Raw genomic sequence first — 15,231 nt, 5'->3', positions numbered from 1 at the left:
TCTTATGCCGGCGGCATTCGTGGTAATCGCATCCATGACATATCCTGAAGACAGAAAATGCTTCAGATATGCATAAGGAGAGTTACTGTGAAAAATGACAATGCAGTGGAACATAACAACCAGACTGCTTCTGAGCAGACATCATCCCCGGACGAGAGTCACGCATTGCATAAGGTGAGAGATCCCGTGTGCGGGATGGTCATCCTGCCTGACAAGGCGCACAGCAGCATTCGATACCAGGACCATCAGCTTTATTTCTGCTCCGCCAGCTGTGAGAGCAAATTTAAAGCCCATCCCGATCATTATTTTACCGAAGATGCCAGTGAACATCACCATCACCACGACCACCATGAAGTCAGCCCTGATAAGATAAAACAGTCTCACCGCCAGGCGGAGAAAGAGATTTCTGAAGGTGTGTGGACATGTCCGATGCATCCGGAGATACGCCGTAGTGGTCCCGGAAGCTGTCCTGTCTGTGGAATGGCACTGGAGCCGCTCGTAGCTACGGCATCCACGGGGACGAGTGATGAACTTCGCGACATGACAAGACGCTTCTGGCTGGGGTTGTTGCTGGCGTTTCCGGTTCTGATACTCGAAATGGGTTCTCATCTGTTTCCCGCTTTGAGGAATACAGTACCGCCACAGTACAACACATGGCTGCAGTTACTTCTGGCCTCTCCTGTCGTTTTGTGGTGTGGCTGGCCATTCTTCGCCCGGGCCGGAATGTCGTTACGTAACCGCTCCCTGAATATGTTTACCCTTGTTGCAATGGGGACCGGCGTAGCCTGGGTTTACAGCGTCATTGCAACCGTCTTCCCCTCCTGGTTTCCTGCATCGTTCAGAAACATGGATGGCCTGGTGGCCATTTATTTTGAAGCCGCAGCTGTTATTACGGTGCTTGTTCTGCTGGGACAGGTCCTTGAATTGCGGGCAAGGGAACAAACCTCAGGTGCCATTACTGCGCTTCTTAACCTTGCCCCCAAAACCGCCAGGCGGCTGGATCAAGACGGTCATGAAACGGATATTAATGCGGAAGATGTCCTGCCTGGCGATAAGCTCCGCATCAGACCTGGAGAGAGTATTCCGGTCGACGGTATCGTGGTCGAAGGCAAAACAACCGTTGATGAATCGATGGTGACCGGGGAATCTATGCCTGTTACCAAAACGGAGGGTGACCCTGTCATCGGGGGGACCATTAATCAGACAGGTAGTCTTATCATCCGTGCAGAGAAAGTCGGTGATGAAACGATGCTCTCACGAATTGTTCAGATGGTCGCTGATGCACAGCGTTCGCGGGCCCCCATCCAGAGAATGGCTGACAGCGTTTCAGGCTGGTTTGTTCCTCTGGTGATACTTATCGCGGTTGTTGCTTTCATGATCTGGTCTGTCTGGGGGCCCGAGCCCAGGATGGCGCACGGTCTCATTGCGGCTGTGTCGGTCCTGATTATTGCCTGTCCCTGCGCGCTGGGGCTGGCCACGCCGATGTCGATAATGGTGGGGGTGGGCAAAGGAGCCCAGGCCGGGGTGTTAATCAAGAATGCCGAAGCCCTTGAGCGTCTTGAAAAAGTGGACACGCTGGTTGTCGACAAAACAGGCACGCTCACGGAAGGTTCGCCGACGGTGACAGGGATTATCAGTCTCAATCCGGGTGGGGAAACATCTCTTTTGCGTGTAACGGCCGCAGTGGAAAAAGGCTCGCAGCATCCGCTGGGTATGGCAGTAGTTAAAGCAGCACAGGAAAAGGGGATCGCAATACCCGCAGTCACTCATTTCAATGCGCCGTCGGGTAAAGGTGTCTCAGGCGATGTCGAAGGTCAACGGGTTGTTATTGGTAATGAACTGGCTATGCAGGAAAACAGTATCGTTATTGATAATCAAAAGGCCGTTGCGGATACGTTGCGGATGGAAGGCGCTACCGTTATCTATGTGGCCACAGACGGGCACCTTGCAGGCCTGATAGCTATCTCGGATCCCGTGAAAGCAACCACGCCGGATGCGCTTAAAGCTTTGCGTCAGGCGGGGATCCGCATCGTTATGCTCACCGGGGATAACCAGCTTACCGCTGAAGCAGTCGCACGGAAACTGGGAATAGATGAGGTTGAAGCCGGGATTCTGCCGGATGGCAAAAAAGCAGTGATAACCCGACTGAAAGCGTCTGGCCATGTGGTTGCGATGGCCGGAGACGGTGTGAATGATGCCCCGGCGCTGGCAGCGGCTGACGTGGGTATAGCCATGGGAACGGGTACAGATGTGGCAATTGAAAGTGCCGGAGTCACCCTTCTCAAAGGCGACTTGATGATACTGAACAGGGCCCGTCATCTGTCAGAAATCACCATGAAAAATATCCGACAGAATCTGTTTTTTGCATTTATCTACAACGCACTTGGCGTGCCTGTGGCTGCAGGTCTGCTTTATCCTGTGTATGGAATACTGCTGTCGCCAGTTATTGCGGCGGCGGCCATGGCTCTTTCCTCCGTCAGCGTCATTGTGAATGCGTTGCGTCTGAAAAGTGTCAGGCTCGGGAAATAACACTGAGTGAAGGGGCTGTTACGAACAGAAGGAGTCCAGTATGAAAAGTACCACCTATGCGCTTATTGCTGTCGCCGCGATCGCGGCATTTGCCCTCCTGCGCGAACACTGGTCACATGTGGCAGGTTACTGGCCATATCTGTTATTGCTGGTCTGCCCGCTAATGCATCTTTTCCACGGCCACGGAGGGCATGGAGATCATCAACATCAAGGAAGTGAAAACGATAAAAAAAATTAATCCGGCAGACGGGGCCGCGTCGCGGCCCCGTTATCAGTCCAGGTATCGTTCGTAGTCTCTGGCATGCGCAAAGGCATGCTGTTCAAGTTTGTTATCAGCGGGTGCCGCTGCCCGGAACGCCAGTGAGTTAACAGGATTGTTATTGATGACCAGCTCGTAATGCAGATGAGGACCGGATGAACGTCCGCTGTTACCGGATAACGCAATAGCGTCTCCCCGGGTAACCCAGGCCCCTTTAGTAACGAGTATTTTATTGAGGTGGAGATAGCGAGTTTTAACACCGGCTTTTCCCGTTACTTCAACAAAATATCCCATGGTACTGTTGTATTCGGCCCGGGTGATTTTTCCGTCGATGACGCTGACTATTTTCGTGTTCATGGGCATGGAATAATCAATGCCATTCAGGAGGCGTGTCATCTGTCAGTTAATCGGGAGCACCGTTGATGGTCGTCATTTTTGTAACATATCTTGTTTCCCGTTTGCTCCTGAAGCTCTGGGAACTGTATGACCAGCCCGACGGTGATGATTAACGGGACTGAAACAGGTTACGGCAGAGCAATATGGGGCTCATGTCCTGCTACGTAACCCGTCAGTAAAGCCCTGCTGCGCACCTGACGCTAAGCACTAACCCGCCTGCAGTTACCTGGTCGAATACAGCCCGCGAAGCTTTCTTGCCTGCGTCTGATGTGCTTCCGCACCGGCATTATTGACCTGCTCATGCACGAGAGCGGCTTTTTCTCCGGCATTCAGTTCGTTAAAAGAAGAAGACGAGGTCTTTGAATTTGCATCACTGCCGGACAGCATTTTTTTATGTTCCTCAATCATTTTCTGATGCGCATAGGACGCGCTGTTGTTCATAAATGAATGAGCAACAATGGCCCTTTCATGTTCATTCATTTCAGAGAATGAGGGCGTGTTGTTTTTATTAACCCTGTCCGGTAAGTTTTCATGCGTCGAGGAGTTCACATGACTGACGGCTGAGGCATTATTAACAAATCGATGTGCTTCATGGGCAATATCACTGGACTGAGCAAAAGCTGCCCCACAAAATAAAGCTGTAAACGCAGTGGTCGTGATTAATATATTCATGTGTAATTACCTTCTGAGGTACATAAAAGATGTCCTTATGATCATATATAAAAATAATCAACCTGTGGGGAAGATGACGTAAATGTAATACAGCTATGTACATTACACGATTGTAATGAATTTGTTTCTTAAGGTGTGCTAGATTCATTTCATTGTAAGTGGATGAACCAGTAATTTAATTTAAATCGGTTCTCGAATTCTGTCAGTAACCATACTTTAAATAAGGGAATGCGCATGCTGTTGAAAACGTCTCGACGAACTTTCCTGAAGGGGTTAACCCTCTCTGGCGTAGCCGGAAGTCTTGGCGTATGGAGTTTCAATGCGCGTTCCAGTCTGAGCCTGCCAGTTGCCGCATCCCTGCAGGGTACTCAGTTTGACCTGACCATTGGTGAAACGGCCGTCAATATCACGGGCAGTGAGCGTCAGGCCAAAACAATCAATGGAGGCCTGCCGGGGCCCGTTCTTCGCTGGAAAGAAGGTGACACCATTACCCTGAAGGTCAAAAACCGTCTTAATGAACAGACGTCCATTCACTGGCACGGCATTATTCTTCCGGCCAATATGGATGGTGTTCCGGGGCTGAGTTTTATGGGCATAGAGCCTGATGATACCTACGTTTACACCTTTAAGGTTAAGCAGAACGGGACTTACTGGTACCACAGCCATTCCGGTCTGCAGGAACAGGAGGGGGTATACGGTGCCATTATCATCGATGCCAGGGAGCCAGAACCGTTTGCTTACGATCGTGAGCATGTGGTCATGTTGTCTGACTGGACCGATGAAAATCCTCACAGCCTGCTGAAAAAATTAAAAAAACAGTCGGATTACTACAATTTCAATAAACCAACCGTTGGCTCTTTTTTCCGCGACGTGAATACCAGGGGGCTGTCAGCCACCATTGCCGATCGGAAAATGTGGGCTGAAATGAAAATGAATCCGACTGACCTCGCGGATGTCAGTGGCTACACCTACACCTATCTCATGAACGGGCAGGCCCCGCTGAAAAACTGGACCGGACTGTTCCGTCCCGGTGAAAAGATACGCTTACGGTTTATCAACGGCTCGGCAATGACCTATTTCGATATCCGTATCCCCGGGCTGAAAATGACGGTCGTGGCTGCAGATGGCCAGTATGTAAACCCGGTTACCGTTGACGAATTCAGGATTGCCGTTGCCGAAACCTATGATGTCATTGTGGAGCCTCAGGGTGAGGCCTATACCATCTTCGCACAATCCATGGACAGGACCGGTTACGCTCGAGGGACACTGGCCACGAGAGAGGGGTTAAGTGCTGCCGTTCCCCCCCTCGATCCCCGTCCTCTGTTGACCATGGAAGATATGGGTATGGGGGGAATGGGACATGATATGGCAGGAATGGACCACAGCCAGATGGGAGGCATGGATAACAGCGGAGAGATGATGTCTATGGACGGTGCTGACCTTCCGGATAGCGGGACATCCTCCGCGCCCATGGATCACAGCAGCATGGCCGGTATGGATCATTCCCGGATGGCCGGAATGCCGGGTATGCAAAGTCATCCTGCGTCAGAAACGGATAACCCACTGGTTGATATGCAGGCGATGAGCGTCTCTCCGAAATTAAATGATCCGGGTATTGGTCTTCGAAATAACGGAAGAAAGGTTCTCACGTACGCGGATTTGAAAAGCCGCTTTGAGGATCCTGACGGACGTGAACCTGGCCGTACCATAGAACTGCATTTAACCGGCCACATGGAAAAGTTTGCCTGGTCATTTAACGGAATCAAGTTTTCAGATGCCGCACCGGTGCTGCTGAAATACGGTGAGCGGCTCAGGATCACGCTGATCAACGATACCATGATGACTCACCCCATTCACCTGCATGGTATGTGGAGCGATCTGGAAGATGAAAACGGTAATTTCATGGTTCGTAAACACACAATAGATGTTCCCCCTGGTACAAAACGCAGTTACAGAGTGACAGCAGATGCGCTTGGCCGCTGGGCGTATCACTGCCATTTGCTCTATCACATGGAAATGGGAATGTTTCGTGAAGTCCGGGTGGAGGAATGATGCGAATGAAGAGAAATTTGAAGGCCATACCTGTTCTGGTCGCCGGTTTGTTTACCTCACAGCTTTCTATTGCGGCGGGCTCCGTCTCTGCAGATCCCCACGCCGGGCACGACATGTCTGCCATGCAGATGCCAGCAGATGAGAATTTCACTGAGATGACGTCAATGGAGCCCATTGTAACTGAGAGCAGAACGCCAATTCCGCCTGTTACCGATGCCGACCGGAAGGCTGCATTCGGCAATTTACAGGGGCATGCGATTCACGACAGTGCGATTAATTATCTGGTTCTGCTGGATCAACTGGAATGGCAACGGTCGGATAACACCAACAATTTCAGCTGGAGTGTTAACAGCTGGATTGGAGGCGACACAGATCGGATTTGGCTAAAGAGTGAAGGTGAACGAAGCAATGGGGAAACGGAGGCGGCTGAAGCGCAGTTACTCTGGGGACATGCGGTTGGCCCATGGTGGGATTTGGTTGCGGGTGTAAGGCAGGATTTCAGACCTGCTTCTGCCCGGACCTGGGCTGCTGTCGGTTTTCAGGGGCTGGCACTCTATAATTTTGAGTCTGAAATTACGGGTTTTGTCAGTAATGGCGGAAAAGCAGCCCTTCGTCTGGGAGGAGAATACGACGTTTTACTGACTAACCGGCTCATACTCCAGCCATCCTATGAGGTGAATTTCTACAGTCAGGATGATGAATCGCGGGGTCGCGGCAGGGGACTGACTGACACAGAGCTGGGGCTCCGGCTGCGCTATGAAATACGCCGTGAGTTTGCACCCTATATAGGCGTTTCCTGGAATCAACTTTACGGGAAAACATCCGATATGGCGAAAAGAGAAGGTGAGAAAGACCATCAGGTAGTATTCCTGGCGGGAGCCAGAATCTGGTTTTAACGCACTGATATAAAACACTCAACTAAACAGGTAAATAAAATGTCGATTTTAAATAAAGCCATTCTTGCAGGTGGCCTCGTTATGGGCGTTGCTTTCTCTGCTATGGCCCATCCGGAATTAAAAAGCTCTGTGCCACAGGCTGATTCAGCCGTAGCGGCCCCGGAAAAGATTCAGCTTAATTTCTCGGAAAATCTGACCGTGAAATTCTCAGGTGCAAAATTAACGATGACGGGTATGAAAGGCATGTCATCACATTCTCCGATGCCGGTCGCGGCAAAAGTGGCGCCAGGCGCTGACCCTAAATCGATGGTCATTATTCCGCGAGAGCCTTTACCCGCTGGCACTTATCGTGTTGACTGGCGCGCGGTTTCTTCAGATACGCACCCTATTACCGGTAATTACACCTTTACAGTGAAGTAATATTATGAACGACCTGATTATGATTGTTATTCGTTTTCTTCTTTATCTGGATTTGATGGTAATATTTGGATTGCCATTTTTTCAGATATATGGAATAAGCGGTGTCAGACATGAAACCTATAACCTGACTAATTTCAGGTCGTTTATAACCTTTGCTGTTGTTACAGGCATCATTCTTACTGGCATTAATATGCTCCTGGTATCTAATGCCATGAGTGGAGTAACTGACCTCAGAGAATTATCCATCCATGTTATCGAGATGGTGATAGAAGAAACTGATGTGGGTATTAGCTGGATTGTCAGGCTCTGTGCCCTGTTTACCACACTCGGTGCTTTGTTCCTTTACACTAATAAGAGAGTATTGTCCTGCCTGCTGATGACGATGAGTGGGGGCGTGGCGCTGGCTACACTTGCCTGGGGAGGACACGCCGTTATGCATGACGGTCTGCATTACTATCTCCATTTACTGAGCGATCTGACCCATCTCGGCGCTGCAGGTGCCTGGACAGGTGCTCTGGTTGCATTTGCTATCCTGCTGATGCGCAGAAACGAGCATAATGCACAGAGCGTCATTGTGATATCTGACTCCCTGGCAAAATTTGCCACGGCAGGAACGGTGATTGTTGTAGCCCTGATCCTGAGTGCGCTGGTCAACTATCTGTATATTGCTGAGGGTAACTTAACTCCCTTATTCAACAGTTCCTGGGGGAGGATATTGCTTGCCAAGACGGCTCTGTTTGTGCTGATGCTTCTTCTGGCTGCAGCAAACCGGTTTCACCTGGGTCCCCGGCTTGAAGTTATGGTCAGGGAAGGGAATTATGATCGCAGCGTTGCCCTGATGCGAAACAGCATCCTGACAGAATTCGTTGTTGCGATTATCATTCTGGGCGCCGTAGCGTGGCTCGGAATGCTTGCTCCGTCTCAGGTCAGCTAGGGGACAGCCAAAGCTCATGCGTGAGATTTTTACTTTCATATCAGCGAGTTGACCATGCAGCGTATTTTAATCGTTGAAGACGAACAAAAAACAGGTCGTTACCTGCAGCAGGGACTGGTTGAGGAAGGCTATCAGGCCGATCTCTTTAATAATGGCCGCGATGGTCTCGGGGCCGCGTCGAAGGGACAGTATGATTTGATAATACTGGACGTGATGCTGCCTTTCCTCGACGGGTGGCAAATCATCAGCGCACTGAGGGAGTCCGGGCACGAAGAACCGGTCCTGTTTTTAACCGCAAAGGACAACGTGCGGGACAAAGTGAAAGGACTGGAGCTTGGCGCAGATGACTACCTGATTAAGCCCTTTGATTTTACGGAGCTGGTTGCACGTGTAAGAACCCTACTGCGCCGGGCACGCTCGCAGGCCGCAACAGTCTGCACCATCGCCGATATGACCGTTGATATGGTGCGCCGGACCGTGATCCGTTCGGGGAAGAAGATCCATCTCACCGGTAAAGAATACGTTCTGCTTGAGTTGCTGCTGCAACGCACCGGAGAAGTGTTACCCAGGAGTCTTATCTCGTCCCTGGTCTGGAACATGAATTTTGACAGTGATACGAATGTGATTGATGTCGCCGTGAGACGTCTGAGAAGTAAAATTGATGATGACTTTGAGCCAAAACTGATCCATACCGTTCGCGGTGCCGGATATGTCCTGGAGATCAGAGAAGAGTGAGGTTCAAAATTTCCCTGACCACACGCCTGAGCCTGATTTTTTCTGCGGTGATGCTTACGGTATGGTGGTTATCAAGTTTTATCCTGATTAGCACCCTTAATGGCTATTTCGATAATCAGGACCGCGATTTTCTGACAGGTAAACTTCAGCTCACCGAAGAGTTTCTTAAAACAGAGACGTTCAGGAACAAAACGGATATTAAGTCATTATCAGAAAAAATAAACGATGCGATGGTGGGGCACAATGGCTTATTCATTTCTATAAAAAACATGGAAAATGAAAAAATTGTTGAACTCTATGCCAAAAATTCTGTTGTTCCAGCGGTCCTGCTTAATAAGTCGGGTGATATTCTCGACTATATGATCCAGACGGAAGAAAATAACACCGTGTACCGCAGTATCTCGCGGCGGGTTGCCGTGACGCCGGAACATGGTAAAAGCAAACATGTCATCATTACGGTTGCCACGGATACTGGGTATCACACCCTGTTTATGGACAAACTCAGTACCTGGCTGTTCTGGTTCAATATCGGTCTGGTCTTTATTTCTGTTTTTCTGGGCTGGCTGACCACACGTATTGGTCTGAAACCGCTACGGGAAATGACCAGTCTGGCTTCCTCCATGACCGTACACAGCCTGGATCAGCGTCTAAATCCCGATCTGGCTCCGCCGGAAATCTCTGAGACCATGCAGGAGTTCAATAATATGTTTGATCGCCTGGAGGGGGCATTCCGGAAACTGTCAGATTTCTCGTCTGACATCGCGCATGAGCTGCGCACACCAGTCAGTAATCTGATGATGCAGACGCAGTTTGCACTGGCTAAGGAAAGGGATGTTTCGCATTACCGCGAAATTTTATTCGCTAACCTGGAAGAACTGAAAAGGTTGTCACGAATGACCAGTGACATGCTTTTTCTGGCACGTTCAGAGCATGGTCTGCTGCGGCTGGATAAACATGATGTGGATCTGGCAGCCGAACTGAATGAATTACGTGAGTTGTTCGAGCCCCTGGCAGACGAAACAGGAAAGACAATCACGGTTGAAGGAGAGGGCGTTGTTGCCGGAGACAGCGATATGCTCCGACGTGCTTTCAGTAACCTGCTTTCCAATGCAATCAAGTATTCTCCCGATAACACCTGTACAGCGATACACCTTGAGCGTGACAGTGACTGTGTGAACGTGATGATTACGAATACGATGTCCGGCCAGGTTCCCGCTAATCTGGAACGTTTGTTTGACCGGTTCTATCGCGCAGACTCATCAAGGTTCTACAACACGGAAGGCGCGGGGCTGGGATTATCAATTACAAGGTCGATCATTCATGCTCACGGCGGCGAGCTGTCAGCAGAACAGCAGGGGCGGGAAATTGTGTTCAGTGTGCGTCTGTTAATGGATTAATACCGTTATTCAGGAGAAACCCGGAAGGTGACAAAAATGTCATCGTTCAGTCACGCGATAAACAGAGGCGGTTTTTTATAATCAGCCATAAATCAGGACAGCGTGATAATTCAATCGCCCGGTTCCTGGCGTGATGATCAACCAGCCCTGAGATCAAATGCTTTCTCTGTTATAAGCATTGATTGTTCGGGTATGAAAACACCGGAGACCCAACCATGAAAAAGATCCTTGTATCCTTTATTGCCATGATGGCTGTCGCTTCATCTGCCTGGGCTGCAGAGACAATGAACATGCATGACCAGGTAAATAATGCCCAGGCGCCTGCCCATCAGATGCAATCATCCGCTGAAAAAAGTGCAGTTCAGGGGGAGAGCATGAAAATGATGGATATGAGCGGTCACGATCAGGCCGCAATGTCCCATGAAATGATGCAAAACGGCAATTCTGCTGCCCATCAGGACATGGCTGAAATGCATAAAAAAATGATGAAATCCAAGCCAGCAGCTTCTAACGAAACAGCAAAATCATTTTCCGAAATGAACGAGCATGAGAAAGCCGCTGTTGTGCATGAGAAGGCGAATAATGGTCAATCTTCCGTTATTCATCAGCAGCAGGCGGAAAAGCATCGCAGCCAGATCACCCAGAATTAACCCGCAGCTCCACTTGTCAGACCCTCATTTGACGCCGAAGTCACTGGCTTACGCTCCCGTCCGGGAGCGTTTTTTTTATAAGCGAAATGAATAATAATGAAAGAGTCCATACACAATGTTTTTTTTGGTCATGTCGACCTCACAATTAACTTATATTGTTTGAGAATCCTGTTCCCCGGTCATCTCCAGGGTGCATGTCGCGCCGTATCCTGAGACTGGCTGAGAATACGAATGACCGTAACCATAGAATGTGATGATACAAAATAGATCGTATGCCGGTTCTACCGGCAGTGTGCAGATATCGTCTCCCAGCTCTGCACAATGCGTGCCGATATCATGCATGGCCAGCACATCAAATACTGCAGCTATACGACCGATCTATGCATCCGCCTGAACAACCCCGATCTGTCTGAAGCTGTAGTCCCAGATGGCCTCCAGATCCTCTTCTGCTTTGGGTGTCAGCTCAATCTCTTTCATTTGCCACCCTGGCCCTGACATTCCTCAGGAATGCATTCTTGTTCCATGGTTTCGCCTCGCCGCTGCTGATCCCTTCGGCCAGCAGATCGCGCAGTTCCTGAAGTCTGGATTATGAGCATCCTCACGACCAGAAACCCCGCGATTATCAGCATTGCTGTTTTTCTTGATGCTTTTATTGGCGGGCCGCTGACGGGGGCAAGCATGAACCCGGCCCGTAGCTTCGGGCCGGCATTGGCCATGGGATACTGGGATAATCAGTGGCTGTACTGGGCCGCTCCGCTGTCTGGCGGGCTTGCAGCTGTTGCGTGCTGCCAGCTGTTTATGCCGCAACTGAAGTCACCCTCACCGGAATAAAGTCCCTTCCAGGACAGAATGCCTCTGATGAACAGAGGCATTCTTTTTTTCAGCAACCCACTGTCCGGCTACGCCTTTCCAGAATGAGAACATCTCTCCATTTTCCGTTCATTTCACCCACTTTTTCCCGGCAGCCGACTTCCCTGAATCCCTGGCTGCGATGTAAAGCAACACTGGCCTGGTTTTCCGGAAAGATGCCAGCAAGTAGCGTCCAGAAACCCGCACCTTCCGAGCCCTTTATCAGCCCGGAGAGCAAAGCCCTGCCTGCGCCTTTTCCCTGAAAATGAGTACTGACATAAATGCTCAGCTCTGCGACACCGCGGTATGCATGCCGGCGGGAAAAAGGAGATAGCGCAGCCCATCCCACCACTCTGTTATCAACAGTGGCGACGTAGCGGCAGTCCTGAAGATGCCCTTCATTCCATTCCAGCCACTCAGGTGCGCGGTGGGCCTGGCGCGTCTGAATCTTCCTGTAATTTCCCTGACTGCACACCAGTCCTCTTCGTGCATTTTTCTAATGATGATCTCTGCCATTTCTCTGTACCGTATGTTTGCTGTATTCATAGGCAGTCAGAAAACGAGCCTGCCTGGGCTTCCCGGCGGCGGGACATAATGCGCCCGTCAGCAAAGGATGAAGGTCATTTCATTTTTAGCGGGAATCGGTTTCTACTGTGACGGATTCATATGCATTTTTCCATATATATTGTGACGTACCTCATTTCTGAGAGGTATAAACACCGATCATGTTTTCTCCATGCCGCGTAAATGGTGCGCCAGATGGGGCAGGCTCACGATCACGTGATAACGCCAATGATGCAGCTGCAGGATCCGGAGAAGACCAGAGTCATTATCGTGACGCTTGCCGAAACCACGCCGGTACTGGAAGCGGCCGGGCTGCAGCAGGACTTACGCCGGGCCGGGATTGAACCCTGGGCGTGGGTCATCAATAACAGCCTCGCGGCCGCGAAGCCGTCCTCCCCGTTCCTGGTCACCCGTGCCCGTCGCGAACTGCCGCTGATCGACGACGTTGCCGGGCATTATGCACAGCGCATTGCCCTGACGCCACTGCTGAAGGACGACCCGGTAGGCGTGGACCTGCTGGCTGAAATGGCGGGCTGACAGGTGGGACGACGCCCCACCTCCACTTAAAACATTTCCTTATACAGGTCATAAGATGAAGCGCTTAATCTGCCGTCGCGAATTCCGGTAGTGTGTCAGTCAACGTCACAGGAGTTATACAATGCACATTATCAATGCTGAAGAGCAGCACATTCCCGCCATACGCCGCTTTTACGCCCATCATGTCCTGCACGGCACAGGCAGCTTCGAGACGGCCCCCCCCGAACACGCAGGAAATGCTTGCCCGGGTGAAAAACGTTCAGTCACGTGGATTTCCCTGGTATATCGCCCTGCAGGGGGGTGGAAAAGCCTTACTCGATCATGCCTTAACATGGGCCCGGTCTCAGGGATACCGCCAGATGATAGCGGTTGTGGGGGACTGTGCGAACGTCGCGTCTGTAGCGCTGCATCTTCGCTCCGGATTTACTGAAATCGGCACGCTGAAGGACATCGGTTTCAAGCATGGCCGCTGGCTGGACACGGTGTTGCTGCAGTGTCAGCTGGGAAAAGGGAGCTGTACGCTGCCGGACAGTCCGGTACCCGGACGCTGAGGCAGGAGAAAGGGGGCATCGCCCCCTTTCGGTTATTTCAGCCGTTTCCCTGCCTCATCTACTACTTTCTCGCCGTCTTCCTTAGCAAATGCGCCTTTTTGCGCATCCGGAAGAATATCCAGTACCACTTCGGAAGGGCGGCACAGACGCGTTCCCAACGGTGTCACCACAATCGGACGGTTAATCAGGATCGGATGCTGAAGCATAAAATCGATTAACTGATCGTCAGTAAACTTATCTTCCGCAAGCCCCAGTTCTTCATAAGGCTCGACGTTTTTGCGCAGCAAAGCCCGGACTGAAATGCCCATATCTGCAATGAGTTTGACCAGCTCATCGCGTGACGGTGGATTTTCAAGGTAATGAATAACGGTCGGTTCATTACCACTGTTGCGGATCATCTCCAGCGTATTACGCGACGTGCCGCAGGCCGGGTTGTGATAAATGGTGATGTTGCTCATATCAGTATCTCATTACAAAGTGAAAGAGAGACGTAACGCCAGCGCTGCCAGCGTTACAAACAGCACAGGCAGAGTCATAACGATCCCGGTGCGGAAATAGTATCCCCAGGTGATGGTCATATTCTTCTGTGAAAGGACATGCAGCCAGAGCAGCGTTGCCAGGCTACCAATAGGTGTAATTTTAGGTCCCAGATCGCAGCCAATCACGTTGGCGTAGATCATCGCTTCTTTGATAACGCCTGTTGCGGTGCTTCCATCGATAGAAAGAGCGCCAACCAGCACGGTAGGCATGTTGTTCATGATGGAAGACAGGAAGGCCGTCAGGAAGCCAGTACCCAGCGTCGCAGCCCAGAGTCCTTTATCCGCCAGTACATTCAGCACACCTGAAAGGTATTCGGTTAGCCCGGCGTTGCGCAGACCGTAGACCACCAGGTACATCCCCAATGAGAAGATGACGATCTGCCATGGCGCGCCGCGCAGCACTTTGCCAGTGTTAATGGCATGGCCTCGTTTAGCTACTGCAAACAGGATCACAGCGCCAACAGCCGCAATCGCGCTAACGGGAATACCGAGCGGCTCAAGGACAAAGAACCCAACCAGCAGAAGTATTAAAACTATCCAGCCGGTTCTGAAGGTTGCCAGATCTTTAATCGCTTTTGCCGGTGCTTTCAGAAGAGACAGGTCGTAAGTCGGTGGGATATTCTTGCGGAAGAACAGATGCAGCATAACCAGCGTGGCAACAATGGCTGCAATATCCACCGGCACCATTACCGACGCATACTCGGTGAAGCCCAGTCCAAAGAAGTCTGCAGAAACGATGTTAACCAGGTTGGACACGATAAGCGGCAGGCTGGATGTATCGGCAATAAACCCGGCAGCCATGACGAATGCCAGTGTCGTGCCTTTGCTGAACCCTAATGCCAGCAGCATGGCGATGACTATCGGCGTCAGAATAAGTGCCGCACCATCGTTGGCAAACAGTGCCGCCACCGCTGCACCAAGCAGAACGATATACGTAAAGAGCAAACGGCCACGACCGTTACCCCAGCGCGAAACATGCAATGCCGCCCATTCGAAAAAGCCGGACTCATCAAGCAGCAGGCTGATAATAATTACGGCAATAAAGGTCGCCGTCGCGTTCCAGACGATATTCCACACCACCGGAATATCGCCCACATGCACAACGCCAGATATCAGAGCCAGTCCCGCGCCCAGCATTGCACTCCAGCCGATCCCTAATCCCTTTGGTTGCCAGATAACCAAAACAATGGTCAGGACAAAAATAGCGCCTGCCAGTAACATAAAACCTCCTGACAGGGCGACTTTGTCGCC

General features: G+C 50.9%; 13 protein-coding genes and 7 pseudogenes. 12 read left to right on the top strand and 8 right to left on the bottom strand.

Annotation, left to right across the window (positions count from 1 at the left end):
• The first annotated feature begins 57 nt into the window (after window positions 1–57).
• On the top strand, window positions 58–2,529 hold the full coding sequence (silP, locus tag AFK66_RS20790) for an Ag(+)-translocating P-type ATPase SilP (protein WP_129244003.1): 2,472 nt from the start codon (window positions 58–60) through the stop codon (window positions 2,527–2,529).
• A 40-nt stretch (window positions 2,530–2,569) separates the two neighbouring features.
• Window positions 2,570–2,767 (top strand): DUF2933 domain-containing protein, encoded by a 198-nt coding sequence (locus AFK66_RS20785; protein WP_000843497.1) that lies wholly within the window; start codon window positions 2,570–2,572, stop codon window positions 2,765–2,767.
• A gap of 33 nt (window positions 2,768–2,800) precedes the next feature.
• Here the strand turns inward: AFK66_RS20785 and AFK66_RS20780 are convergent.
• Both AFK66_RS20780 and AFK66_RS20775 read right to left on the bottom strand, forming a co-directional pair.
• Window positions 2,801–3,169, bottom strand: a pseudogene (locus AFK66_RS20780) (M23 family metallopeptidase); the annotation flags it as partial.
• 237 nt (window positions 3,170–3,406) lie between these two features.
• A complete protein-coding gene (locus tag AFK66_RS20775; protein ID WP_001023257.1) occupies window positions 3,407–3,856 on the bottom strand; it encodes a copper resistance protein in 450 nt (149 codons plus the stop codon).
• A 234-nt stretch (window positions 3,857–4,090) separates the two neighbouring features.
• On the opposite strand from AFK66_RS20775, the gene pcoA reads away from it, so the two are divergent.
• The 7 genes from pcoA (at window position 4,091) to pcoE (ending at window position 10,940) form a co-directional block, all read left to right on the top strand.
• Window positions 4,091–5,908, top strand: a complete 1,818-nt coding sequence (gene pcoA, locus AFK66_RS20770; RefSeq protein ID WP_000925242.1) for a multicopper oxidase PcoA — start codon at window positions 4,091–4,093, stop codon at window positions 5,906–5,908.
• A 5-nt stretch (window positions 5,909–5,913) separates the two neighbouring features.
• A complete protein-coding gene (gene pcoB / locus AFK66_RS20765; RefSeq protein ID WP_001378118.1) occupies window positions 5,914–6,804 on the top strand; it encodes a copper resistance outer membrane transporter PcoB in 891 nt (296 codons plus the stop codon).
• Between the two features lie 39 nt (window positions 6,805–6,843).
• Window positions 6,844–7,224 carry a copper resistance system metallochaperone PcoC gene (gene pcoC / locus AFK66_RS20760; protein WP_007779017.1) on the top strand — a complete coding sequence of 127 codons (381 nt, stop codon included), beginning with the start codon at window positions 6,844–6,846 and terminating at the stop codon, window positions 7,222–7,224.
• A gap of 55 nt (window positions 7,225–7,279) precedes the next feature.
• Window positions 7,280–8,158, top strand: a complete 879-nt coding sequence (pcoD, locus tag AFK66_RS20755; protein ID WP_229692861.1) for a copper resistance inner membrane protein PcoD — start codon at window positions 7,280–7,282, stop codon at window positions 8,156–8,158.
• Between the two features lie 54 nt (window positions 8,159–8,212).
• A complete protein-coding gene (gene pcoR, locus AFK66_RS20750; RefSeq protein ID WP_001188930.1) occupies window positions 8,213–8,893 on the top strand; it encodes a copper response regulator transcription factor PcoR in 681 nt (226 codons plus the stop codon).
• Window positions 8,890–10,290, top strand: coding sequence for a copper resistance membrane spanning protein PcoS (gene pcoS / locus AFK66_RS20745; protein WP_007779013.1), 1,401 nt, complete (start codon window positions 8,890–8,892; stop codon window positions 10,288–10,290). Before pcoR ends, pcoS begins: the two co-directional genes overlap by 4 nt.
• Window positions 10,291–10,505: 215 nt before the next feature.
• The gene (gene pcoE / locus AFK66_RS20740) at window positions 10,506–10,940 is read left to right on the top strand and encodes a copper resistance system metallochaperone PcoE (protein ID WP_004388336.1); all 435 of its coding nucleotides are present in this window, start codon (window positions 10,506–10,508) and stop codon (window positions 10,938–10,940) included.
• A 179-nt stretch (window positions 10,941–11,119) separates the two neighbouring features.
• Here the strand turns inward: pcoE and AFK66_RS23130 are convergent.
• From AFK66_RS23130 to AFK66_RS23125, 3 genes and pseudogenes are all read right to left on the bottom strand, one after another.
• Window positions 11,120–11,282 (bottom strand): annotated as a pseudogene (locus AFK66_RS23130) (type II toxin-antitoxin system RelE/ParE family toxin).
• A gap of 36 nt (window positions 11,283–11,318) precedes the next feature.
• Complete coding sequence (locus tag AFK66_RS20735; protein WP_007374422.1) at window positions 11,319–11,438, bottom strand: type II toxin-antitoxin system RelE/ParE family toxin; 120 nt, start codon at window positions 11,436–11,438, stop codon at window positions 11,319–11,321.
• A pseudogene (locus AFK66_RS23125) lies at window positions 11,404–11,526 on the bottom strand (type II toxin-antitoxin system ParD family antitoxin); the annotation flags it as partial. The pseudogene AFK66_RS23125 and the gene AFK66_RS20735, both read right to left, overlap by 35 nt.
• Between AFK66_RS23125 and AFK66_RS20730 the strand changes: the two are divergent.
• Window positions 11,520–11,771: pseudogene (locus tag AFK66_RS20730) on the top strand (aquaporin); the annotation flags it as partial. The pseudogenes AFK66_RS23125 and AFK66_RS20730 sit on opposite strands and share 7 nt — an antisense overlap.
• Before the next feature lie 49 nt (window positions 11,772–11,820).
• Here the strand turns inward: AFK66_RS20730 and AFK66_RS20725 are convergent.
• A pseudogene (locus AFK66_RS20725) lies at window positions 11,821–12,305 on the bottom strand (N-acetyltransferase family protein).
• 231 nt (window positions 12,306–12,536) lie between these two features.
• On the opposite strand from AFK66_RS20725, the pseudogene AFK66_RS20720 reads away from it, so the two are divergent.
• Both AFK66_RS20720 and AFK66_RS23120 read left to right on the top strand, forming a co-directional pair.
• Window positions 12,537–12,890: pseudogene (locus AFK66_RS20720) on the top strand (ArsA-related P-loop ATPase); the annotation flags it as partial.
• A gap of 121 nt (window positions 12,891–13,011) precedes the next feature.
• Window positions 13,012–13,441, top strand: a pseudogene (locus AFK66_RS23120) (N-acetyltransferase family protein).
• 32 nt (window positions 13,442–13,473) lie between these two features.
• Here AFK66_RS23120 and arsC read toward each other — a convergent pair.
• Window positions 13,474–13,899, bottom strand: coding sequence for a glutaredoxin-dependent arsenate reductase (gene arsC, locus AFK66_RS20710; RefSeq protein ID WP_007779002.1), 426 nt, complete (start codon window positions 13,897–13,899; stop codon window positions 13,474–13,476).
• 12 nt (window positions 13,900–13,911) lie between these two features.
• Window positions 13,912–15,201, bottom strand: a complete 1,290-nt coding sequence (arsB, locus tag AFK66_RS20705; protein ID WP_007779001.1) for an arsenite efflux transporter membrane subunit ArsB — start codon at window positions 15,199–15,201, stop codon at window positions 13,912–13,914.
• Window positions 15,202–15,231 lie beyond the last annotated feature (30 nt).

It is taken from the genome of Cronobacter malonaticus LMG 23826 (assembly GCF_001277215.2).
Classification (GTDB): domain Bacteria; phylum Pseudomonadota; class Gammaproteobacteria; order Enterobacterales; family Enterobacteriaceae; genus Cronobacter; species Cronobacter malonaticus.
This window is presented reverse-complemented; position numbering and strand designations above follow the sequence as displayed.